Source organism: Enterobacter sp. 50588862, assembly GCF_001462935.1.
GTDB lineage: Bacteria > Pseudomonadota > Gammaproteobacteria > Enterobacterales > Enterobacteriaceae > Enterobacter > Enterobacter bugandensis.
The window spans coordinates 52,172-74,425 of sequence record NZ_LNHM01000010.1 but is presented as its reverse complement, the minus strand read 5'-3'; the positions used below and the strand labels follow the sequence as shown (position 1 = coordinate 74,425).

The 22,254-nt window shown below is 57.8% G+C and carries 21 protein-coding genes; 4 read left to right on the top strand and 17 right to left on the bottom strand.

Annotated features, from left to right (window positions below):
- Window positions 1-52 precede the first annotated feature (52 nt).
- Complete coding sequence (gene dinB / locus APT89_RS05695) at window positions 53-1,111, bottom strand: DNA polymerase IV (protein ID WP_041911133.1); 1,059 nt, start codon at window positions 1,109-1,111, stop codon at window positions 53-55.
- A gap of 158 nt (window positions 1,112-1,269) precedes the next feature.
- Between dinB and APT89_RS05690 the strand changes: the two genes are divergently transcribed.
- Window positions 1,270-2,133, top strand: coding sequence for a glycerophosphodiester phosphodiesterase family protein (locus APT89_RS05690; RefSeq protein ID WP_060571905.1), 864 nt, complete (start codon window positions 1,270-1,272; stop codon window positions 2,131-2,133).
- 30 nt (window positions 2,134-2,163) lie between these two features.
- Here APT89_RS05690 and nqrM read toward each other — a convergent pair whose 3' ends face one another.
- The 7 genes from nqrM to APT89_RS05655 are packed head-to-tail and all read right to left on the bottom strand — an operon-like array spanning window position 2,164 to window position 8,203.
- The gene (gene nqrM / locus APT89_RS05685; protein ID WP_041911135.1) at window positions 2,164-2,364 is read right to left on the bottom strand and encodes a (Na+)-NQR maturation NqrM; all 201 of its coding nucleotides are present in this window, start codon (window positions 2,362-2,364) and stop codon (window positions 2,164-2,166) included.
- A 2-nt stretch (window positions 2,365-2,366) separates the two neighbouring features.
- Complete coding sequence (gene nqrF, locus APT89_RS05680; RefSeq protein ID WP_041911136.1) at window positions 2,367-3,590, bottom strand: NADH:ubiquinone reductase (Na(+)-transporting) subunit F; 1,224 nt, start codon at window positions 3,588-3,590, stop codon at window positions 2,367-2,369.
- Window positions 3,591-3,600: 10 nt separating this feature from the next.
- Window positions 3,601-4,197 (bottom strand): NADH:ubiquinone reductase (Na(+)-transporting) subunit E, encoded by a 597-nt coding sequence (gene nqrE, locus APT89_RS05675; RefSeq protein WP_003863217.1) that lies wholly within the window; start codon window positions 4,195-4,197, stop codon window positions 3,601-3,603.
- Window positions 4,198-4,203: 6 nt separating this feature from the next.
- Complete coding sequence (locus APT89_RS05670; protein ID WP_028012078.1) at window positions 4,204-4,842, bottom strand: NADH:ubiquinone reductase (Na(+)-transporting) subunit D; 639 nt, start codon at window positions 4,840-4,842, stop codon at window positions 4,204-4,206.
- A complete protein-coding gene (locus tag APT89_RS05665; RefSeq protein WP_041911137.1) occupies window positions 4,835-5,629 on the bottom strand; it encodes a Na(+)-translocating NADH-quinone reductase subunit C in 795 nt (264 codons plus the stop codon). Before APT89_RS05665 ends, APT89_RS05670 begins: the two co-directional genes overlap by 8 nt.
- Entirely contained in the window at window positions 5,622-6,857 is a 1,236-nt protein-coding gene (locus APT89_RS05660) for an NADH:ubiquinone reductase (Na(+)-transporting) subunit B (protein WP_060571904.1), read from the bottom strand. The genes APT89_RS05665 and APT89_RS05660 overlap by 8 nt, the downstream gene beginning before the upstream one ends.
- Before the next feature lie 2 nt (window positions 6,858-6,859).
- Window positions 6,860-8,203: a Na(+)-translocating NADH-quinone reductase subunit A gene (locus APT89_RS05655; protein ID WP_045630676.1), complete on the bottom strand. Its 1,344-nt coding sequence runs from the start codon at window positions 8,201-8,203 to the stop codon at window positions 6,860-6,862.
- A 298-nt stretch (window positions 8,204-8,501) separates the two neighbouring features.
- On the opposite strand from APT89_RS05655, the gene dpaA reads away from it, so the two are divergent.
- Entirely contained in the window at window positions 8,502-9,242 is a 741-nt protein-coding gene (dpaA, locus tag APT89_RS05650) for a peptidoglycan meso-diaminopimelic acid protein amidase (RefSeq protein ID WP_041911140.1), read from the top strand.
- Here dpaA and APT89_RS05645 read toward each other — a convergent pair.
- The gene (locus APT89_RS05645) at window positions 9,213-9,980 is read right to left on the bottom strand and encodes a class II glutamine amidotransferase (RefSeq protein WP_028012073.1); all 768 of its coding nucleotides are present in this window, start codon (window positions 9,978-9,980) and stop codon (window positions 9,213-9,215) included. The genes dpaA and APT89_RS05645 overlap by 30 nt on opposite strands.
- 48 nt (window positions 9,981-10,028) lie before the next feature.
- Window positions 10,029-10,607 (bottom strand): D-sedoheptulose 7-phosphate isomerase, encoded by a 579-nt coding sequence (gene lpcA, locus APT89_RS05640; RefSeq protein ID WP_003863232.1) that lies wholly within the window; start codon window positions 10,605-10,607, stop codon window positions 10,029-10,031.
- Between the two features lie 239 nt (window positions 10,608-10,846).
- Between lpcA and fadE the strand changes: the two genes are divergently transcribed.
- Together fadE and APT89_RS05630 are read left to right on the top strand one after the other, a co-directional pair.
- Window positions 10,847-13,291: an acyl-CoA dehydrogenase FadE gene (gene fadE / locus APT89_RS05635; RefSeq protein ID WP_028012072.1), complete on the top strand. Its 2,445-nt coding sequence runs from the start codon at window positions 10,847-10,849 to the stop codon at window positions 13,289-13,291.
- Window positions 13,292-13,399: 108 nt separating this feature from the next.
- Window positions 13,400-14,170 carry an amidohydrolase gene (locus APT89_RS05630; protein ID WP_041911141.1) on the top strand — a complete coding sequence of 257 codons (771 nt, stop codon included), beginning with the start codon at window positions 13,400-13,402 and terminating at the stop codon, window positions 14,168-14,170.
- Between the two features lie 56 nt (window positions 14,171-14,226).
- Here APT89_RS05630 and APT89_RS05625 read toward each other — a convergent pair whose 3' ends face one another.
- Genes APT89_RS05625 through APT89_RS05595 form a run of 7 tightly spaced genes read right to left on the bottom strand, consistent with a single transcriptional unit; the run spans window position 14,227 to window position 22,001 of the window.
- Window positions 14,227-15,828 (bottom strand): gamma-glutamyltransferase family protein, encoded by a 1,602-nt coding sequence (locus tag APT89_RS05625; protein ID WP_041911142.1) that lies wholly within the window; start codon window positions 15,826-15,828, stop codon window positions 14,227-14,229.
- A gap of 9 nt (window positions 15,829-15,837) precedes the next feature.
- Complete coding sequence (locus tag APT89_RS05620) at window positions 15,838-16,713, bottom strand: ABC transporter permease (protein ID WP_041911143.1); 876 nt, start codon at window positions 16,711-16,713, stop codon at window positions 15,838-15,840.
- A gap of 2 nt (window positions 16,714-16,715) precedes the next feature.
- Window positions 16,716-17,657: an ABC transporter permease gene (locus APT89_RS05615; protein ID WP_028012068.1), complete on the bottom strand. Its 942-nt coding sequence runs from the start codon at window positions 17,655-17,657 to the stop codon at window positions 16,716-16,718.
- 18 nt (window positions 17,658-17,675) lie between these two features.
- On the bottom strand, window positions 17,676-19,190 hold the full coding sequence (locus APT89_RS05610; RefSeq protein WP_072201695.1) for an ABC transporter substrate-binding protein: 1,515 nt from the start codon (window positions 19,188-19,190) through the stop codon (window positions 17,676-17,678).
- Window positions 19,191-19,192: 2 nt separating this feature from the next.
- Window positions 19,193-20,275 (bottom strand): ABC transporter ATP-binding protein, encoded by a 1,083-nt coding sequence (locus APT89_RS05605; protein ID WP_060571902.1) that lies wholly within the window; start codon window positions 20,273-20,275, stop codon window positions 19,193-19,195.
- Window positions 20,272-21,285, bottom strand: a complete 1,014-nt coding sequence (locus APT89_RS05600) for an ABC transporter ATP-binding protein (protein ID WP_060571901.1) — start codon at window positions 21,283-21,285, stop codon at window positions 20,272-20,274. Before APT89_RS05600 ends, APT89_RS05605 begins: the two co-directional genes overlap by 4 nt.
- A complete protein-coding gene (locus APT89_RS05595) occupies window positions 21,282-22,001 on the bottom strand; it encodes a FadR/GntR family transcriptional regulator (protein ID WP_028012064.1) in 720 nt (239 codons plus the stop codon). The genes APT89_RS05600 and APT89_RS05595 overlap by 4 nt, the downstream gene beginning before the upstream one ends.
- Between the last annotated feature and the right edge of the window lie 253 nt (window positions 22,002-22,254).

Here is a 22,254-nt window from a genome sequence, read left to right as displayed (position 1 = left end):
GTCGTCTGTTGCCCGGCGGCGCTACGCTTGCCGGGCCTACGATGAGTGCAATCTACAATCCCAAAACCAGCTGACGCTCCAGCTGCGGATCCAGCAGCGTGACGTGCAGTCCCACCAGCCTCACCCCTCGTCCGCCTCGTCGTTCTTCCCACGCCTTTTTCGCTGTTGCGATAAGATCTTCTTTGTTCAGGCGCGGCCAGACGTGCTCCTGCGTCGTCTGCTGAAAGTCGTTAAATTTCAGCTTGATGCCCTGTCGGGCAATAAGTAAATCAGGCTTTACTTTGATCAGGCGTCGCTCCAGCTCCGGATAGAGCTGTTCCGTAATAATGGTTTCGCATTCCGACCAGTCATGGATGTCTTCGCTCAGCGTGCGCTCAACCCCGACCGATTTACGAAGCCGTTCGTTGTTTACATCGCGGTCGTCAATGCCCTGACTGCGCTCCCACAGCACGCGGCCAAACTTCCCAAAGCGCTTGAGCAGCATAGCCAGGTCGCTTCGCTGCACGTCTTCGCAGGTGCGTAACCCCATACTTTCCAGCTTCGCGGCGGAGACTTTGCCTACGCCGGGGATTTTGCCAAGCGGCAGCGTTTTTAAAAACGCCGGGACCTCTTCAGGGGTGATGACGTACTGACCGTTGGGTTTATTTAAATCGGAAGCAATTTTGGCGAGAAATTTTACCGGCGCGACGCCTGCCGACGCGGTGAGATTCAACTCGTTGAAAATGGTCTGGCGGATCTCCTGCGCCATCAGGGTAGCGGAGCCGTGACAGTGCAGGCTGTCGGTGACGTCCAGATAGGCTTCGTCCAGCGAAAGCGGTTCAATCAGTGAGGTGTAGCGGGAGAAGATTTCGCGTATATGGTTTGAGGCTTCTTTATAGGCGTCAAAGCGCCCGGGCAAAAGAGTAAGGTGCGGACACAGTTTCAGCGCCATCGCCGTCGGCATGGCGCTGCGCACGCCAAATTTGCGTGCAGGATAGTTGGCGGTGCTGATCACACCGCGCTGAACGCGGCTGCCGCCAATGGCGATGGGAATATCCCGCAGCGCCGGGTTGTCACGCATCTCCACTGCGGCAAAAAAGCAGTCCATATCGACATGGATTATTTTGCGCATCGGTCATACCACACATGTATTTATATACAGTATAACAAAAGGCAAAAAATGCGTCAGCTATTTTCCTTACTCACGGTTGTCATATAAACGTGTTACAAACATTCGTAATAAAACCTTTATATACATACACTTAGGTAATCAATGGAGCGTAATTATTCATGAAGAAAATTCTCTCGATTTCGTTACTGTTTCTGGCGAGTGCTGCATCTGCTAGCCCTGCGATCGTTGCCCACCGGGGCGGAACTGCGGATGCACCTGAAAATACCCTGCCAGCCATTAAGCTCGCCCTCGAAAACAAAGCAGATATCGTCTGGATTACCGTGCAGCTCAGTCGGGATGGCGTACCGGTTCTCTATCGACCTGCCGATCTGAAAGCGTTAACCAATCTGCAGGGAAAGGTGTCACAGTATACCGCTGAAGAACTGGCAAAAGCGGATGCCAGCGTGAAGTGGAAAGATAAGGGCCTGCCGAAAGACATGCTGAATACGCCAGTACCGACGCTAAAGTCGGTACTGGCGGCCTGGCCAGACACGCGGTTTTTTATTGATATCAAATCTCCGGATGCCGATCCGGCGACCATGGGCAACGCGCTGCTTAACGTACTGAAAGAGACCAACAGCCTGAATCGCGTTCGCGTTTATTCAACCGAAGATCGCTATATGGAAGCATTGCCTGTCGAAATCCCCCGCTTTGTCACGCGCAGCGAAACCCGCACGCGTCTGGCCACGATTTCGTTGAGCCATGAATGTCTGCCTCCTTCACAAAAAATGGACGATTACTGGTATGGGCTTGAGTTAAACCGAAAAGTAGAAGTGGTCGAGAAATTCACCTTAGGCGAAGGTGTCTCTCCTGCAACATTAACGTGGGACAAAGAGGCCGTTGACTGCTTCCGCTCTCAGGGCAATGCCCATCTGATTTTTATCGGCGTGAACTCTGAAGAGGATTACCAGAAGGCGAAAACACTGGGTGCCGAAGGGGTTCTTGTAGACTCACCAGCCAAAGCCAAAAGCTGGGCAAAATAAATGATAAAGGCCGCACGAAGCGGCCTTTTCCTAGATGATCCTCTGCTGATCCCGGGCCATCCGTTTTTTACGGGCATCACAGGGCTCCGGGCAGTCGCACACCTTTTCCATTCCGATGGAAGAGATACCTCCACAGCTGCCCTGAATGCTTTTACGCTTGATGATCCAGCCTAAAGACATACCGAACACCACCAGCAAAAATACCGCAAAGGTTGCCAGAAAGGTCAACATAATCAGCCTCCGAAATCATCAAGGAGGATGTTTTCATCTTCCACGCCGAGATCTTTGAGCATCTTAATCACGGCGGCGTTCATCATTGGCGGACCACACATATAGAACTCGCAGTCTTCCGGAGCCGGGTGCTGTTTGAGGTAGTTTTCATACAGCACGTTGTGAATGAAGCCCGTATAGCCCGTCCAGTTATCTTCCGGCTGCGGATCGGAGAGCGCCACGTGGAAGGTAAAGTTCGGATTCTCACGCGCCAGCTGTTCAAACTCATCGTCGTAGAACATTTCGCGCAGCGAGCGCGCACCGTACCAGAAGCTGATTTTACGCTTGCTGCCGAGACGCTTGAGCTGGTCAAAGATGTGCGAGCGCATAGGGGCCATACCCGCACCGCCGCCGATAAAGACCATTTCCGCGTCGGTATCTTTAGCAAAAAACTCGCCGAACGGACCGGAGATCGTCACCTTGTCGCCTGGCTTAAGGGACCAGATATACGACGACATCACGCCTGGCGGCGCGTCAGGCACGTTTGGCGGCGGCGTGGCGATACGCACGTTGAGCATGATAATGCCCTTCTCTTCCGGGTAGTTAGCCATGGAATAGGCGCGCAGCGCGGGCTCTTTTACCTCGGAAACAAAGCGGAAGAGATTAAATTTATCCCAGTCGGCCCGGTACTCATCGGGCACGTCGAAGTCCGCATACGCCACGGTGTACGCCGGACACTCAATCTGGATATACCCGCCTGCACGGAACGGGACGCTCTCCCCTTCAGGGACACGCAGCTTAAGCTCTTTAATAAACGTGGCTTTGTTATCGTTCGAGATAACCTCGCACTCCCATTTTTTCACGCCGAAAATCTCTTCCGGCAGCTCAATCTTCATGTTCTGACGCACCGCGACCTGGCACGCCAGGCGGCACCCCTCTTTCGCTTCACGCTTCGTAATATGCGACAGTTCAGTAGGCAGAATATCACCGCCCCCCTCTTTCACCGTCACACGGCACTGCCCGCATGAGCCGCCTCCACCGCAGGCTGACGAGACAAAAATCCCGTTGCCCGAGAGCGTATTAAGCAGCTTGTCCCCTGCCGGAGTGCGGATCTGGTTCTGCGGATCGTCATTGATATCAATGATCACATCCCCGGAATTAACCAGCTTTGCGCGCGCCGCCAGAATCAGCCCTGACAGCACCAGTACTATCAGCGTGAACATCACCACGCCAAGAATAATTTCCATCTGTTAGCCCTTATAGCTGCACACCGGAGAAGGACATAAAGCCCAACGCCATCAGGCCGGTGGTGATAAAGGTGATCCCTAAGCCACGCAGCCCCGCAGGCACGTTGGCATATTTCATTTTTTCACGGATCCCCGCCATGGTGACAATCGCCAGCATCCAGCCGATACCGGAACCGAAGCCGTACACCACCGATTCACTGAAGTTGTAATCGCGCTGAACCATAAACGAGACGCCACCGAAGATGGCGCAGTTCACCGCGATCAACGGCAGGAAGATCCCCAGCGCGTTGTACAGCGACGGGAAATACTTATCGAGGATCATCTCCAGGATTTGTACCAGCGCCGCAATCACCCCGATGAAGGTGATGAAGTTCAGGAAGCTAAGATCGACGCCTTCCACCAGCGCGCCGTCCCGCAGCACGAAGTTGAACACCAGGTTGTTAATCGGAACCGAAAGCCCCAGCACAACGGTGACCGCCACGCCCAGGCCAAATGCCGTCGAGACCTTTTTAGAGACGGCAAGGAACGTACACATGCCCAGGAAGAAGGCGAGCGCCATGTTTTCAACAAACACCGCGCGCACAAATAAACTCAGGTAATGAGCCATTGTCGGTTACTCCTTTTCCTGCTGCTCAGGCTTCAGCGTACGAATCAGCCAGATCAGCAAACCGATAATGAAAAATGCGCTTGGGGCCAGCAGGAACAGGCCGTTCGGCAGATACCAGCCGCCGTTCTGTACCGTATCCAGCACCTGAACGCCAAACAGCTTGCCGCTGCCAATCAGCTCGCGCAGGAAACCGACCGTCAGGAGGATCACGCCGTAGCCCAGGCCGTTGCCGATACCGTCCATAAAGCTCGCCAGCGGCGGCATTTTCATGGCGTAGGCTTCAGCGCGCCCCATCACGATGCAGTTGGTGATAATCAGGCCGACAAACACCGAAAGCTGCTTCGAGGTTTCGTAGGCGAAAGCGCGCAGCAGCTGATCGACCACGATCACCAGCGAGGCGATGATCGCCATCTGCACGATGATCCTCACGCTGTTGGGGATGTGGTGGCGGATCATCGAGATAAACATGCTGGAAAACGCCGTCACCAGCGTTACCGCCAGCGTCATCACCACCGCCGTTTCCAGCTTGGTCGTTACCGCCAGAGCCGAGCACACACCCAGCACCTGCAGGGTTATCGGGTTATTGGCTAAAAGTGGGCCAATCAGCACCTTTTTAACTTCTTTCAGTTCACCCGTATCAGCCATTGTTCAGCGCTCCTTCACGTACGTTCTTCAGGAAGGGACCAAAGCCCAGTTCACCCATCCAGAAATCAAAACTGTGCTGCACCCCGTTAGAGGTGAGTGTGGCGCCGGAAAGACCGTCAACGGCGAATTCATCCCCAGGACGCGCGCCTCCTTTCACCACCTTCAGCGCAGGTTGACCGTTATCATTGAGCACTTTTTTACCGATAAACTGCGCACGCCAGTTAGGATTTTCCACTTCGCCACCCAGCCCCGGCGTTTCGCCCTGATCGTAATAAGTAATACCTTTGACCGTGCGGCCATCGGTATCCAGTGCCACAAACGCATACATCATTGACCATAAGCCGTTGCCGTAGATGGGCAACACGATTTCCTGTATGCGCTTCTGCTCGTCACGAACGAGGTAAATCTCCGCCACATTGCTGCGGCGCTTAATGCCAGCCGGATCCTGCGAGGCGTCAAGCACGGTGCTCATCTGCGGATCCTTTAATGCCAGCGCCTGGTTATATTTCGCCGGGTCTTTATCCATCAGCTCGCCGGTTTTTAAATCCACCAGCCGTGCGGTAATGCGTTCAGCAAACACGGCAGCGACGTCGTCCTTCGTCATGCCTTCCTGCATCAGCCCGGCAACGGCCAGGATGTTACGCTGTTTATCCAGCGCGCGCTGTTCCTGCTGCAGCGGTTTCAACCCTACGGCGGAACCGGCAACCACGATGGAACAGACCAGACACAGTACCAAAACCACCAGCAGCGTTTTGCTGATGCTGTCGTTATTTTTAACCTCAGCCACGCGCCTTCCTCCGCTTAATGTTGGCGCGCACGACCAGGTAGTCGAACAGCGGCGCAAACAGGTTGGCAAACAGAATGGCCAACATCATCCCTTCCGGATAGGCCGGGTTGACCACGCGAATCAGTACACACATCACGCCAATGAGCGCGCCGTAACACCATTTCCCCCTGTCGGTAAAGGAAGCCGAGACGGGATCGGTGGCCATGAACATCATGCCAAACGCAAAACCTCCCAGCACCAGGTGCCAGTACCACGGCATGGAGAACATCGGGTTCGTGTCTGAACCAATGAGGTTGAACAGCGTGGCGGTAAGCACCATGCCGAGCATAACGCCCGCGACGATGCGCCAGGAGGCCACGCGGCCAAAGAGGATGATGGCCCCGCCGATCAAAATCATCAGGGTAGATACTTCGCCAATGGAGCCCGGAATGTTGCCAAGAAACGCATCAAACCAGGTGACAGGCTGGCCGGTAGCATTGTTGACCAGCGTTTCGCCGCCACCTGCCGCCCACTGAGAAAGCGGCGTCGCGCCGGAGAAACCGTCCGCAGCCGTCCACACCAGGTCGCCCGAAATCTGCGCCGGGTAAGCAAAGAACAGGAACGCACGCCCCGCCAGCGCCGGGTTGAGGAAGTTACGACCGGTGCCGCCGAAAATCTCTTTGGCAATCACCACGCCAAAGCTAATCCCCATCGCCGCCTGCCAGAGCGGCAGAGTCGGCGGAACAATCAGCGCAAACAGAATGGAGGTCACGAAGAAGCCTTCGTTGATCTCGTGTTTGCGGATGATGGCGAACAGCACTTCCCAGAAGCCGCCCACGATAAAGACGGTCATGTAGATCGGCAGGAAGAAGACGGCCCCCAGCGTCATCATGCTGACCCAGCCTGCATCAGCCGCAAAGCTCACGCCCAGCGACTGCGCCAGACGATAGTGCCAGTCAGACTGGATCACCTGCGCCAGCTGCTGGGTGTCGTACATATGATGCAGCGCCGGAATGGTTTGCAGACCAACGTTGTACATGCCCCAGAACATGGCCGGGAAAACCGCAAACCACACCAGGATCATCATGCGTTTCAGGTCGATGGCATCGCGAACGTGCGCTGCCCCTTTCGTCACCAGACCCGGAGTGTAGAAAATAGTCGTCGTCGCTTCATACAGCGGGTAGTACTTTTTGAGCTTCCCTTCGGTAAAGTGCGGCTCAATTTTTTCAAAGAGGTGCTTTAATCCCATGGTTATCCTTCCTGCTCAATGCGGGTTAACACCTCGCGTAATACGGGTCCATATTCGTATTTACCCGGACACACATAGGTACAGAGCGCCAGATCTTCTTCATCCAGTTCCAGGCAACCGAGCGCCTGCGCGCCGTCGGTATCGCCTGCCAGAAGATCGCGCAGCAGCACGGTAGGCAGAATATCCAGCGGCATTACACGTTCGTAGTTGCCAATCGGAACCATCGCGCGCTCGCCGCCGTTTGTGCTGGTAGAGAAGTTAAAGAGCTTATGACGCAGAAAGTGGCCAAGCGTGGTGCGGGTGACGGAGTATTTTTCTGCGCCAGGCAGAACCCAGCCGAACAGCTCTTTCTCACGCCCTTCAAGAACGACGCTCACCTGAAGATGGAAACGTCCCAGGTACGCGTGCGCATTGACAGCGCGGCGGCCGCTGAGTACCGAACCGGAAATGAGGCGGTTTTCACCCTCTTTCTGTTCCCCTGCCAGCAGTTCATTAATGTCTGCTCCCAGAAGCGTCTTAACCAGACGCGGGTTTGCGGCCTGCGGCCCGCCGATAGCGATAATCCGTTCAGCGCAGAGTTCACCCGTAGTAAAGAGTTTACCGATGGCAATGACATCCTGATAATTAAGGTGCCAGACCTGTTTTTTAAGGCTTACCGGCTCAAGGAAGTGGATATGGGTCCCGACCAGACCCGCCGGATGCGGGCCGGAAAATTCATTAAACGTAACCTGCCCCTGCGGATGGCCGCCAAGCTTGCCGCCGCTGGCCTGGCAAACGTGCACTTTTCCGGGCGTCAGGCGAGTCAGAACGGTCAGCCCGGCATCAAAGGCTTTACGCTGCGCCAGGATAATGGGCTGCGGGTCTGCGCTGAGCGGGTTGGTGTCGATGGCCGTCACGAAAATGGCAGCCGGGGCGGTATCAGGAACGGGGGATTTGCTGAAAGGACGCGTACGCAGCGCCGTCCACAGGCCGGATGCGAGCAGCTGAGCCTGCACATCTTCGCGGCTAAGCGTCGCGAGGTCTGCCGCATCATAACGAGCAAACTCACGCTGTTCATCGCCTTCAATGCGGATTACCACCGACTGCAGCACGCGACGCTCGCCGCGGTTGATCGCTACCACGGTGCCGCTGGCGGGGGCCGTGAACATGACGCCGGGATTTTTTTTGTCTTCAAAGAGCGCTTGCCCTTTGATCACGCGATCGCCCTCCTGCACCAGCATTGAAGGACGCATGCCCAGATAATCGTCACCTAAAATTGCGACATGACGGACGCTTGCGCCACACGAGACGTGCTGCTCAGGCACGCCTGCAATCGGCAAATTAAGTCCTTTTTTTATTTTAAACATGTGGTTAGCAGGTTTCCATAAACAACAATCCAGTGGGCGCAAAGTGTAACATTTTCCCCTTCTCTCGGGCAGGGGATCCACCGTCGGGCGCGCCAAAATGCGAGCTATTACGCAAAGTTCCTGGAGCCAGCGCATTTTTGATGGTTTATAAAGTAAAACTAATTTGTAAACTCACCGCCCGGCTCTTGCGAAAATCTATAGCGGTGCTAATGTGAGCGCACCTAACAGAATAATCTGATTTCGGGTCTCTTTTGCCGTCCTGGCAAGTTAGTCCAGGTTTTATCAAGGAATTTGTAGTATGCGTAAAATCGCATTGTTCATTGCGATGCTTCTGATTCCGTGCATGTCGTTTGCCGGGCTGCTCAGCAGCAACAGCTCCACCACGCCGATCAGCAAAGAATATAAACAGCAGTTAATGGGATCCCCGGTTTATATTCAAATCTTCAAGGAAGAGCGCACGCTCGATCTGTTTGTAAAAATGGGCGAAACATATCAGCTGCTTGATAGCTACAAAATTTGTAACTATTCCGGCGGGCTGGGCCCGAAACAGCGTCAGGGCGATTTCAAAAGCCCGGAAGGTTTTTACAACGTTCAGCGTAACCAGTTAAAGCCGGATAGCCGCTTCTATAAAGCCATCAACATCGGTTTCCCGAACGCCTATGACCGTGCTCACGGTTATGAAGGGAAATACCTGATGATCCACGGTGCCTGCGTGTCTGTCGGCTGCTACGCGATGACCGACTCCGGCATTGATGAGATTTTCCAGTTCGTAACCGGCGCACTGGTCTTTGGGCAGCCTAACGTTCAGGTCAGCATCTATCCGTTCCGCATGACCGATGCCAATATGGCGCGCCATAAGTACTCTTACTACGCCGATTTCTGGAAACAGCTCAAGCCGGGTTATGACTACTTTGAGCAGACCCACAAGCCTCCGGTAGTCTCTATCGTTGATGGCCGTTACGTGGTCAGCAAACCGCTGAGCCACGAAGTCGTCCACCCGCAGCTGGCCTCAAATTACACGGTCCCCGAGACAAAATAGCACCCACTCGCCTGGCATAATCTTTTGCCAGGTTTCGTTGCCCGTCAGCGGCTGCGTTGCAATAACGGTGACCACATCGTTCGGTGTGGTCTCTTTCTGAAAATCTATCTCCACATCCTGATCGAGCAGCGTAGCGACGCCAAACGGCGCGCGGCGCGTGATCCAGAAGAGATTCGTCGAGCAGAACGCCATCACGTAGCGCCCGTCAGACAACAGCATGTTAAACACGCCTTTTTCACGCAATTCGGCTGCCAGCGTCGCGATGTATTTGAATACGGCGGCCATATTGCCGGGCGTGCGCGGATAACGTTCCGTCAGCTTATGCAGCAGCCAGCAGAAGGCCTTCTCGCTGTCCGTTTCGCCCACCGGACGGAAGTTGCCCGTTTCCAGAGATTTATAGCCCGTAAGCTGCCCGTTGTGCGCGTAGGTCCAGTTACGGCCCCACAGCTCGCGGGTAAAGGGATGGGTATTTTCCAGCGCAACTTCGCCGCGGTTTGCCTGGCGAATATGCGCGATCACCGAACAAGATTTAATGGGATAGTCCTGCACCAGTTTGGCAATCGGTGAGTTAAAGCTGGGCTGTGGATCTTTGAACGTGCGACACCCTTTGCCTTCATAGAAGGTGATGCCCCAGCCGTCTTTATGCGGCCCGGTTCCCCCACCGCGCTGAACCAGCCCGGTGAAGCTAAAGCAGATATCGGTTGGCACATTGGCGCTCATCCCGAGCAGTTCGCACATACATCACCTCCACAACAGCGGGGGGCACCGGCGCCCCCCAGCGAAGTCTTACTTAACCATCTCTTTTTCGATCAGCTGGATCAGGATGTGGATCACTTTGATGTGAATTTCCTGAACGCGATCTGCATAGCCGAAGTGCGGAACGCGAATTTCGATATCCGCCGTACCGTCCATCTTACCGCCATCTTTCCCGGTCAGGGTGATGACCTTCATCCCTTTTTCACGCGCGGCGGCGATCGCTTTGATCACGTTCGCGGAGTTACCGGAGGTAGAGATACCCAGCAGCACGTCGCCTTCACGGCCTACTGCCTCAACGTAGCGGGAAAAGATGTGGTCGTAACCGAAGTCGTTGCCTACGCAGGAGATGTGGCTCACGTCGGAAATCGCAATCGCCGGGTAGCCCGGACGGTTTTCGCGATAGCGTCCGGTCAGCTCTTCGGCGAAGTGCATGGCGTCACAGTGGGAACCGCCGTTACCGCAGGAGAGCACTTTGCCACCGGCCTTAAAACTGTCGGCCAGCAGGACCGCCGCGCGCTGAATAGCGTGAATATTGGCATCATCTTTCAGAAAGTTCGCCAGCGTTTCCGCCGCTTCGTTCAGTTCGTTACGAATAAGATCCTGGTACATGAGGATAATCCTTCAGTATTGATGAAATAACACAGTGGAGTGTACCGGATAGCGGGAAAAGCGAGAAGCTAAAGCCATGCGAATCGTCCGGCGTTTTGATTTTTTGTGCCGGCGAAAACGCGAACAATGTGAACCAGGTTGTAATTATTTTGTAAACACATTGCTAAAGGAATTCACATCAACTACAACCATATCATCACAAGTGGTCAGACCTCCTACAAGCAAGGGAGCTTTTCTTTATGATGATTTTGAGCATTCTCGCAACCGTTGTACTGCTCGGTGTGTTGTTCTATCACCGCGTCAGTTTATTCCTGAGCAGCCTGATTCTTCTGGCCTGGACGGCTGCGCTTGGCGTCGCAGGTCTCTGGAATATCTGGATTTTGGTCCCTCTTGCCATCATTCTGCTGCCGTTTAACCTGGCCCCGATGCGTAAGTCGATGATCTCCGCGCCAGTATTTAAAGGCTTCCGCAAAGTGATGCCGCCGATGTCGCGCACCGAGAAAGAAGCGATTGATGCGGGCACCACCTGGTGGGAAGGCGACCTGTTCCAGGGTAACCCGGACTGGAAAAAGCTGCACAACTATCCGCAGCCGCGCCTGACCGCCGAAGAACAGGCCTTTATTGACGGCCCGGTGGAAGAAGCGTGCCGCATGGCGAACGACTTTGCTATCACCCACGAAATGGCCGACCTGCCGCCGGAGCTGTGGGCGTACCTGAAAGAGCATCGCTTCTTCGCGATGATCATTAAGAAAGAGTACGGCGGTCTTGAGTTCTCCGCTTACGCGCAGGCTCGCGTGCTGCAAAAGCTGGCGGGTGTTTCCGGGATCCTGGCGATTACCGTCGGCGTACCGAACTCCTTAGGCCCGGGCGAACTGCTGCAGCACTATGGTACGGAAGAGCAGAAAGATCACTATCTGCCGCGACTGGCGCGCGGTCAGGAAATCCCGTGCTTCGCGCTGACCAGCCCGGAAGCAGGCTCCGATGCAGGCGCAATCCCGGATACCGGCGTGGTCTGTATGGGCGAGTGGCAGGGCCAGCAGGTGCTGGGCATGCGCCTGACCTGGAACAAACGCTATATCACCCTGGCGCCTATCGCCACCGTGCTGGGCCTGGCCTTTAAGCTCTCCGACCCGGAAAAACTGCTGGGCGGTGAAGAGGATCTGGGCATTACCTGCGCGCTGATCCCAACCTCGACGCCGGGCGTTGAAATTGGCCGTCGTCACTTCCCGCTGAACGTGCCGTTCCAGAACGGCCCGACCCGCGGCCAGGATATCTTCGTGCCGATTGACTACATCATCGGCGGCCCGAAAATGGCCGGTCAGGGCTGGCGCATGCTGGTGGAATGTCTGTCGGTGGGTCGCGGTATTACCCTGCCGTCGAACTCAACCGGTGGCCTGAAGTCCGTCGCGATGGGAATTGGCGCTTATGCCCACATTCGCCGTCAGTTCAAAATCTCCATTGGCAAGATGGAAGGTATCGAAGAGCCGCTGGCGCGCATCGCGGGCAACGCCTACGTGATGGACGCCGCTGCATCCCTGATTACCTATGGCATCATGCTGGGCGAAAAACCGGCCGTGCTGTCCGCGATTGTGAAGTACCACTGTACCCACCGCGCGCAGCAGTCGATCATTGACGCGATGGATATCGCGGGCGGTAAAGGTATTATGCTCGGCGAAGGCAACTTCCTGGCGCGCGGCTATCAGGGCGCCCCGATTGCCATCACCGTGGAAGGGGCCAACATCCTGACCCGCAGCATGATGATCTTCGGCCAGGGTGCGATTCGCTGCCATCCGTACGTGCTGGAAGAGATGGCCGCTGCGCAGAATAACGACGTGGACGCCTTCGACAAACTGCTGTTCAAACATATCGGTCACGTGGGCAGCAACAAGGTGCGGAGCTTCTGGCTGGGCCTGACGCGCGGCCTGACCAGCGCGACGCCAACCGGCGATGCGACCAAACGTTACTACCAGCATCTGAACCGTCTGAGCGCCAACCTGGCTCTGCTGTCTGATGTTTCCATGGCGGTGCTGGGCGGTAGCCTGAAGCGTCGCGAGCGTATCTCCGCCCGTCTGGGCGACGTGCTGAGCCAGATCTTCCTGGCCTCTGCGGTGCTGAAACGCTACGACGACGAAGGCCGTCAGGAAGCGGATCTGCCGCTGGTGCACTGGGGCGTGCAGGATGCGATGTATCAGGCGGAACAGGCGATTGACGACCTGCTGGCGAACTTCCCGAACCGCTTCGTGGCTGGCGCTCTGCGCGTGGTGATCTTCCCGACCGGTCGTCATCATCTGGCGCCGTCCGACAAGCTGGACCACAAAGTGGCGAAGATCCTGCAGGTTCCGAGCGCCACCCGCTCCCGCATTGGCCGCGGTCAGTATCTGGCACCAACGCCGCATAACCCGGTGGGCCTGCTGGAAGAGGCGCTGCTGGACGTGATGGCCGCCGACCCGATTCACCAGAAAATCTGCAAACAGCTGGGTAAAAACCTGCCGTTTACCCGTCTGGACGAACTGGCGAAACAGGCGCTGGCCGGTGGCATTATCAATAACGACGAAGCTGCGCTGCTGGTGAAAGCCGAAGAGAGCCGTCTGCGCAGTATTAACGTGGATGATTTCGAACCGGAAGAGCTGGCGACGCAGCCGGTAAAGCTGCCGGAGAAGCACCGCAAACCTGAAGCGGCATAACCCGCTTCGCTCTGACAAACCCCGCCCGGTGCGGGGTTTTTTATTGCCACATTTTCTCGTAATGACGTGCTACAGTGTCAAAAAGGGGTCGTTTGAGGAGTCTGTATCGTGCCTGGTTTGAAGATTTCGATTTTGCAGCAGCCTTTAGTGTGGATGGATGGCCCTGCCAACCTGCGCCACTTTGATCGTCAACTGGAAGAGATTACCGGGCGAGATGTGATTGTCCTGCCGGAGATGTTTACCACCGGCTTTGCGATGGAAGCGGCGAAACAGTCGATGCCCCAGGAAGAGGTGGTCGCCTGGATGCATGCCAAAGCGCAGCAAACCAACGCGCTGATCGCCGGGAGCGCCGCACTGCAGACGGAACGCGGCCCGGTGAACCGCTTCCTGCTGGTTGAGCCGGAAGGAAAGGTGCATTTTTACGATAAACGCCACCTGTTCCGCATGGCCGATGAACATCATCATTATGAAGCCGGTAACGAACGCGTGGTGTTCGAGTGGCGCGGCTGGCGCATCCTGCCGCTGGTCTGCTACGACCTGCGCTTCCCGGTATGGTCGCGCAACCGCAACGATTACGACCTGGCGCTGTACGTCGCCAACTGGCCCGCGCCGCGCTCGCTGCACTGGCAGGCGCTGCTGGTGGCTCGCGCGATTGAAAACCAGGCGTACGTGGTGGGCTGTAACCGCGTGGGGACGGACGGCAACGGCCACCACTATCGCGGCGACAGCCGGGTGGTGAATCCGCAGGGCGAGATTATTGCCACCGCCGAACCGCATCAGGCGACGCGCATTGATGCGGAGCTGTCGTTGACGGCGCTGAAGGAGTATCGGGAGAAGTTTCCGGCCTGGCAGGATGCGGATCCGTTTAGCATTGGGTGAAAAAATGCCGGGTGGCGGCTACGCCTTACCCGGCCTACCAATGTTGCTCGCTTCTTTTAACTCACTAACGCCTGCCCGTCCTTGCGGCTCTCCGTCGCGGCCACGTAGTGCCCTTCCGGCATACGATAGATCACCTGCGCACCGCCGAAGTTGTAATCCTGGAGCGGATCTTCCACCACTATCTGATGCCCGCGCTCGCGCAGCGCGGCAATGGTGTTGCGATCGAACGTCGATTCAACAATCACCTCCCTGCCCTGCACCACGCGCCAGCGCGGCGCGTCGATGGCCGCCTGCGGGTTTTGCCCGTGCAGCATGATGCGCAGCGCCATCTGCATATGCCCCTGCGCCTGCATCGGGCCGCCCATCACGCCGAAGGACATCAGCGGCTTGCCGCTGCCGTCCATCGCAAAGCCCGGAATGATGGTGTGGAAAGGACGCTTGCTGCCCGCCAGCGCGTTCGGGTGTTTGGGATCGAGCACAAAGCCGCAGCCGCGGTTTTGCAGGCTGATTCCGGTATCCGGCACCACAATGCCTGAACCGAAGCCCATAAAGTTGGACTGGATAAACGAAACCATCATCCCGCTGGCGTCCGCGGTGCTGATGTAGACCGTGCCGCTCTGCGTCGGTGATCCGTACACAAAGTCAGAGGCGTTATCGCGATCGATAAGCGCCGCACGCGACTTCAGATAGTGGTCGCTCAGCAGCTCTTTTGCTGCGAACTCCATATGTTCTTCATCCGCCACGTAGCGGTCGAGATCCGCCAGCGCCAGCTTCATGGCTTCAATGGATAAGTGCAGAGACTGCACGGAGTCCGGATGATGTTTCTCAATGCCGCACTGCTCCAGAATACCGAGCGCAATCAGCGTGGCGATCCCCTGCCCGTTTGGCGGCAGCTCCTGTACCGAGCCGCCCGCGAAGTCGCGCGACAGCAGGTCAACCCAGTCCACGCGATGGTTTGCCAGATCTTCCGCTGACAGGTGCGCGCCATGCTCCTGGGCGAAGGCGGCGATTTTCTGCGCCAGCTCACCACGGTAAAAGGCTTCACCGTTGGTTTTGGCAATCAGCTCCAGCGAATGAGCCTGCGCTGGATTACGGAAGATCTCCCCCACGCGCGGGGCGCGGCCTTCCGGCGCGAAGCAGGCGCTAAAGCCCGGCTGATCTTTCAGCTTGTTATAGCCGCGCTGCCAGAGATGACCAATCAGCGGCGAGACCGGGAAGCCGTTGCGCGCGTAGTCAATCGCAGGCTGCGCCAGCGTGGTCAGCGGCAGCGTGCCGAAGCGTTCCGCCAGGGCCACCCAGCCCGACACCGCACCCGGCACCGTCACCGCGTCCCAGCCGATTTCCGGCACTGCGCTTTTACCGGCAAACAGATCCGCATGCCAGCTGGCCGGCGAGCGCCCGGACGCGTTCAGGCCGTGAAGTTTTTCACCGTCCCAGACGATGGCAAAGGCGTCGCTGCCGATGCCGTTGCCGGTCGGCTCAACAACGGTCAGCGCCATGGCGGTGGCAATGGCCGCATCGACGGCATTACCACCCAGCTGCAGCATTTTCATTCCCGCCTGCGCCGCCAGCGGCTGCGAAGTGGCAACGGCGTTGTGGCCCATCATCGGCGGGCGGCGTGAAGCGTAACCGGATGTAAAATCAAGCGCTTTGGTCATCATGACTCCTTAGTCGTGGCGCGGATCGAGCGCATCGCGCAGCCCGTCGCCAAGTAAATTAAAGCCCTGCACGGCAAGGAAAATCGCCACGCCGGGGAAAACGGACATCCACGGTGCCTGCTCAAGGAAACCTTTCGCGGTATTGAGCATGGACCCCCAGGACGGATTGGGCGGCTGCTGCCCCAGCCCTAAAAACGACAGGCTGGCTTCGGCAATAATCGCCGAGGCAATGGCCAGCGTGGCCTGAACCAGGATCGGCGACATCACGTTTGGCAGAACGTATTTAATGATGATCCAGCGATCCGGCAGGCCTATCGCCCGCGCGCCGTCGATGTACTCTTCGTTGCGAATGGCGATCACCTGCCCGCGCGTCAGGCGGGCGAAGATCGGCATCGCCGAAAGACCGATGGCGATCATCGCATTGGTCAGGCTCGGGCCTAAAAATGCCCCCAGCGCGATCGCCATGATCAGGAACGGACAGGCCAGCAGCGCCTCGATAAAGCGCGAGATGACGCCGTCCCACATCTTCTGGAAGTAGCCCGCCACCAGCCCCAGCGGCACGCCGATGACCACCGCGATAACCACCGACATACAGCCCGCCATCAGCGAGGTTCGCGCTCCCCAGATAATGCGGGACAAAATGTCGCGCCCCAGCTCGTCGGTGCCGAACCAGTACATCGCTGACGGCGCTTTGCGCACCGCAAGGAAGTTGGCTTTAACCGGATCAAACGGGGCGATCCACGGCGCCAGCAGCGCCACCAGCACAAAGAAACCCACCACAAGCGCGCCAATCACCGCGCTTTTATTGCCGAGGAATTTCTTCAGCACCCGGTTCTGCGCGCGCGGCAGCGCGGGGGCTACGGTTTGCGTCGTCAGTTCCGCCATCGTTAACCTCGCATTTTCGGGTTGATAAGGACGTAAAGCACGTCGGCCAGCAGGTTGAGCAGCAGGAAGCCGATCGCCACGATCAGCACCACGCCCTGCACCACCGCGTAGTCACGGTTGAACACCGAGTCGACGATCATCTTGCCAAAGCCCGGAATGGTGAACACCTGCTCGGTCAGCACCGCGCCGCCCAGCAGCTCGCCGAACAGCAGCGTGGTGAGGGTGATCACCGGCACCAGCGCGTTGCGAAACGCGTGCTTTAGAATGACCGCCTTCGGCAGCAGCCCCTTGGCGCGTGCGGTACGGATATAATCCGCTTTCAGCACCGCAATCATCGACGCGCGGGTATGGCGCATCAGCGTCGCCGCCAGCCCGGTTCCGAGCACGGACGCGGGCAGCAGCAGCGTGCGCAGGTTCTGAAGCGGATCTTCACTGAACGGCACGTAGCCGGACGCGGGCAGCCACTGCAGGTTCACCGAGAAGACCAGAATCAGCAGGATCCCCAGCCAGAAGTGGGGAATAGAGATCCCTGAGATCGCCACGAAGTTCGCCCCGTGATCGACCCAGCTGTTTTTGTTCACCGCCGCAAGGATCCCCATGCTGATGCCAAACACCAGCGCAATAATCATCGCCAGCAGCGACAGCTCCAGCGTAACCGGCAGCTTGCTGGCGATAAGCTCGGTCACCGGCTCGTGCGTGCGCAAGGAGACGCCCAAATCGCCCTGCAGCGCCCGCGTCAGCCAGTGGAAATACTGAACCGGGATCGGTGCATCCAGGTTCAGCTCCGCGCGCAGCTGGGCGATCACCGCCGGATCGCGTTCCTCACCGGCCATGGCGATCAGCGGGTCGCCGGGCAGCAGCTTTTGCAGCCCGAACACCATCATGCTCACCAGCAATAGCGTTGGGACGGCCAGCAGCAGACGTTTGCAAATCAGTTCCAGCATGGGTTCTCCTCAGGACGTTTATTTCGCCAGCGTCAAACCGGCCAGACGCACGATGCCGTCCGGGTAAGGCTTAAAGCCCTGCACGCTTTTGTTCAGGCCGAAAATGCGCGGCTCGAAGTAGAGGTAGGCAATCGGCATGTCGGTTTGCAGCTGCTTCACCACCTTGTCATACAGCGGCTGGCGTGCGGCCTGGTCGGTGCTCTGGCGCGCCTGCGTCAGCCACTCATCGACCTGCGCGTTGCTGTAACGGCCATCGTTAAGCGTGCCATTGCTGTGGATAAAGCCGTAGATGCTGCCGTCCGGATCCGGGCGACCCGACCAGCCGGAGAAGCTCAGCTGATAATCACCGCTCTGCTGGCGATCCAGCAGCGTGGCAAATTCGGTCATCTGCAGGTTCAGCGTGAAGCCGGCCTCGGCGACCATCGCCTGCAATACCTGACCCACCTGCTGCGAGGTTGGGTTGTTCGGCACCAGCAGGTTGACGGTCAGCGGCGCGGTGACGCCTGCCGCTTTGAGCAGCGCTTTGGCTTTATCAACGTCGCGCGGCGGAACCGGCAGATTCACGTGATACGGGCTCACCGTCGAAAACGCCTGGTTTGCCGGGGTGTAGAGGCCTTCGAAGACCACCTGGTTTAACGCATCGCGGTCGATGGCCTGAGAAAACGCCTCGCGCACGCGGGCATCTTTGAACGGATCGTTCGCCGGGACCTTACCGTTGTTAATATTGAAGGTGATCCCCTGATAGCCCAGGCCGGTGACCTTCGCCAGCGCCAGCTTGCTGTCGGCTTCGACGGTTTTGACGTCGCTGGCGGCGATGCCTTCGGTCAGATCCAGATCGCCCGCGCGCAGGTTCGCCAGACGCACGGAGGCATCCGGGATCGGCAGATAGATAATTTTGTCGAAGTGGTAGGCGCCTTTGTTCCAGTAGTTGTCGAAGCGGGTCAGAACGATGCGGTCCTGCGAGACGCGGCTGTCGAACTTGTACGGGCCGGAACAGACCGGATGGGCGGCAAAGTCAGGCTTTTTCGCGGCCTCGGGTGCCATCATCGCGCCCGCGCGGTCGGTAAGCTGCATCAGCAGCGCTGCGTCCGGCGTTTTAAGGTGCAGCGCTATCTGCATCGGGCCGGTGACCTCTACCGATTCCACGGAGGAGATCTCGCTTTTCCGCAGGGAGCCTTTGAGGGTCAGGGCGCGGTCGAGGTTGTATTTCGCGGCGGCGGCATCGAATTTCTCTCCGTCATGGAAGGTCACGCCTTCGCGCAGATCCATGGTCAGCGTTTTGCCGTCGGCGCTCCAGGCCCACGATTTCGCGAGACCTGGCACGACCTTCAGATGCTCGTCGACGTCCACCAGCCTGTCGCACAGGGAGGCAAACACGAAGCGGCCATAGTAGGTGCGCGCCAGGTGCGGGTCGAGCATGTCCGGGTCTGCTCCCAGGCCGATTCGCAGCACGCTTTCAGAATGGGCGGGCAGCGCCGCGCCAAGCAACATAACACTTCCCAGTACGGTCAAAAGAGAATTACGCATTGTCATTATCATGAGTTCCTTGAAGGAAGGGAGGAGTGAGTGGCCGCGTGTTCAAACAGCGCGCGGCGGCGCAGAAAGGCTGCGGATGGCGGTGCGATCTGGATAACGCTGCGATCGCGGTTAATTTCCTGCCAGCGGTGGCAGGCAACCTGACGCCCGCCGTCGAGCACCTGATTAATCGGCTCGACCTGGCGGCATTCGTCGGTGACGTACGGGCAGCGGGTGTGGAAGCGACAGCCCGACGGCGGGTTAGCCGGGTTCGGCAGATCCCCCTGCAGCAGCGGCGCGTCGCGCTCAACGCCCGGCTGCATCTGCGGCGCCGAGGCGATCAGCGCCTGGGTGTAAGGGTGCAGCGGTGCGTCAAAGATCTCGTCGACGGTGGCAAGCTCGACGATTTGCCCAAGATACATCACCGCCACGCGGTCGCTCATGTGGCGGATCACCGCCAGACCGTGGGCGACGATCACCATCGTCAGCCCCAACTGGTGCTTCAGGCTCTCCAGCAGATTAACCACCTGCGCCTGCACCGACACATCCAGCGCGGAAACCGGCTCGTCGCCCAGCAGCAGCTTTGGTCCGGAAGCCAGCGCGCGCGCAATGCCGATACGCTGGCGCTGCCCGCCGGAAAACTCGTGCGGATAGCGCCCAGCCCAGGCGGCAGGCAGGCCAACGGTCTTGAGCAGCTCCGCGACACGGTACTGACGGTCCGCTTTCTTCATGTTCTGGTGCAGCCACAGCGGCTCACCGACGATCTGCTCCACCGTCATGCGCGGATTCAGCGAGGCAAAAGGATCCTGAAAAATAATCTGCAGTTCGCGCCGGAGCTGATTAAGGCGCGCGCCAGTCGCGTGAGTGATCTCCTCGCCCTGATAAAACACGCGCCCTTCGCTGGCTGCCAGAAGGCGCAGCAGCAAGCGGCCCAGCGTGGATTTCCCGGAGCCAGATTCGCCTACGATAGCGAGCGTTTCCCCTGGCATAACGGAAAGGGAAACGCGATCAACAGCGGTGACAAAACGCGCCGGAGTAAACAGTTTTTTCGTGCCAGGGAACATCTTGCTGAGGTCGCGAGCTTCAAGAATGGGCGTGGTCATGCGGTCTCTCCCAGGGCGATGTGGTGTTCGAGCGGCACGCGGAAGCAGGCGACCTGATGGCCCGCGCCGAGCGTGGTGAGCTGCGGTTTTTCATCATGACAGCGCGACTGCGCAAACGGGCAGCGCGTCGCGAAACGGCAGCCTTGCGGCATGGATTCCGGCAGCGGGACCGTTCCGGGAATGGTGGAGAGCTGGCCTTTGCGTGCGCCCAGCGAAGGGATCGAGCCCATCAGGCCGATGGTGTACGGGTGCTGCGGGTCAGCGAATATTGCCTCAACGCTCCCCTGCTCCACCACCTGCCCGGCGTACATTACCGCCACCTGCTGGGCCACTTCAGCCACCACGCCTAAATCGTGGGTGATCATCAGCACCGCCGTGCCGGTTTCTTCTTTTAAGTTGTTGAGCAAGGCGAGGATTTGCGCCTGGATGGTGACATCAAGCGCGGTGGTGGGTTCGTCGGCAATCAGCAGTTTAGGGTGGTTGATCAGGGCCATGGCAATCATCACGCGCTGGCGCATGCCGCCGGAAAGCTGGTGCGGATACGCCTTGAGGCGCATCTCTGCCGCCGGGATCTGCACCTTCTCAAGGATCTGCAGCGCGACCTTCATCGCCTCCGGGCGCGTAACGTTCTGGTGACGCATGACCGCTTCACTGAGCTGATCGCCTAACGTGAAGGCCGGATTAAGCGAGGTCATCGGTTCCTGGAAAATCATCGCCAGCTCGCTGCCGCGCAGGTCGGCATATTCCCGCGGCGAAAGCTTGCGCAGGTCGTGGCGGCGAAACTGCATCTCGCCGCTGACAATCTGCGCGCTGGCGGGCAGTAAACCCATTAGCGCCAGTGAGGTGATACTTTTCCCGCAGCCGGACTCCCCCACCAGCGCCAGCGTTTCGCCCGCTTTGACCGTCAGGGAAATGCCGTCCAGGACGCTGACCGGCGAGCCGGAAAACTTAACGTTGAGATTATTCAGCCGGAGTACAGGCGTGGAGTCCTTAAACGGGATCGTCGTCATAGCGTGAAATCGTCCTCAAGGTGGATCGCCTGAATCAGGGCGTTTTGCAGGCTGAGCAGGTGTTCGCGCATGGCGGCCGCTGCTTCATTAGGCTGGCGATGGATAATCGCGGACATGATCTTGTGATGGTGGTCGTTGTAGCTGTCGACACGTTCGGGCGTGCGGGCTAATTCACGCAGATGCTGCCAGCCGGGTTCGCGCCGCACGGCGTCAATGGCGTCAAACAGGCCGAGCATCAGGCGATTGCCCGCCGCCTCGGCAATGGCGCGGTGAAAGGCGCTATCCCAGAGTTCATTGAGATCGCGGTCATCCGGGCTGACCTTGTCGATGCGTTCCAGCATGCGCTGCATGAGTGCGAGGTTTTCCCTGGTGGCACGCAGTGCCGCAAGCCGGGCTAAGCCGGGTTCGATCTGTATACGAGCTTCCATCACTTCCAGCAGATTGGTCTGCTGAACCAATCCCTGAAGGGCCAGCGGTTCAACAGGGGCAGCCGGACCAATAAAGGTGCCTTTGCCCTGTTTACGCCAGATCCGCCCTTCTTCTTCCAGCACGTCCAGCGCGCGACGCACTTCGCGTCGTCCTACGCCGAGTGTTTCCGATAGCTCACGTTCCGTGGGCAGCGGAGTGCCTGGTGTTGACTCATGCTGGTTGATTAGCCCGCGCAGTTGCTCAAGCGCGGTGCTGGAATTGGCCAGAAACCGTGACGGCTTTTCCATATTGGTTCGCTCACTATCATCGTTATTTTCTTTTTATGAACGATAAGTTATTGATATGGCGTGCTACTTATCGTGCTAATGATTAAGCAATAAACGAACCAATTTTTTAATGGTTCAAAAGAGATTTAAAAAAGCGGTAGTAAATGAAGGGGTTACAGCAACGTATTGTTACAGATGCAAGCGGCATCCTGAGACGATAAAGGCCGGAAAAGAACATGAAACGCACAAAAACAGTGCAAATATTGCACTACAA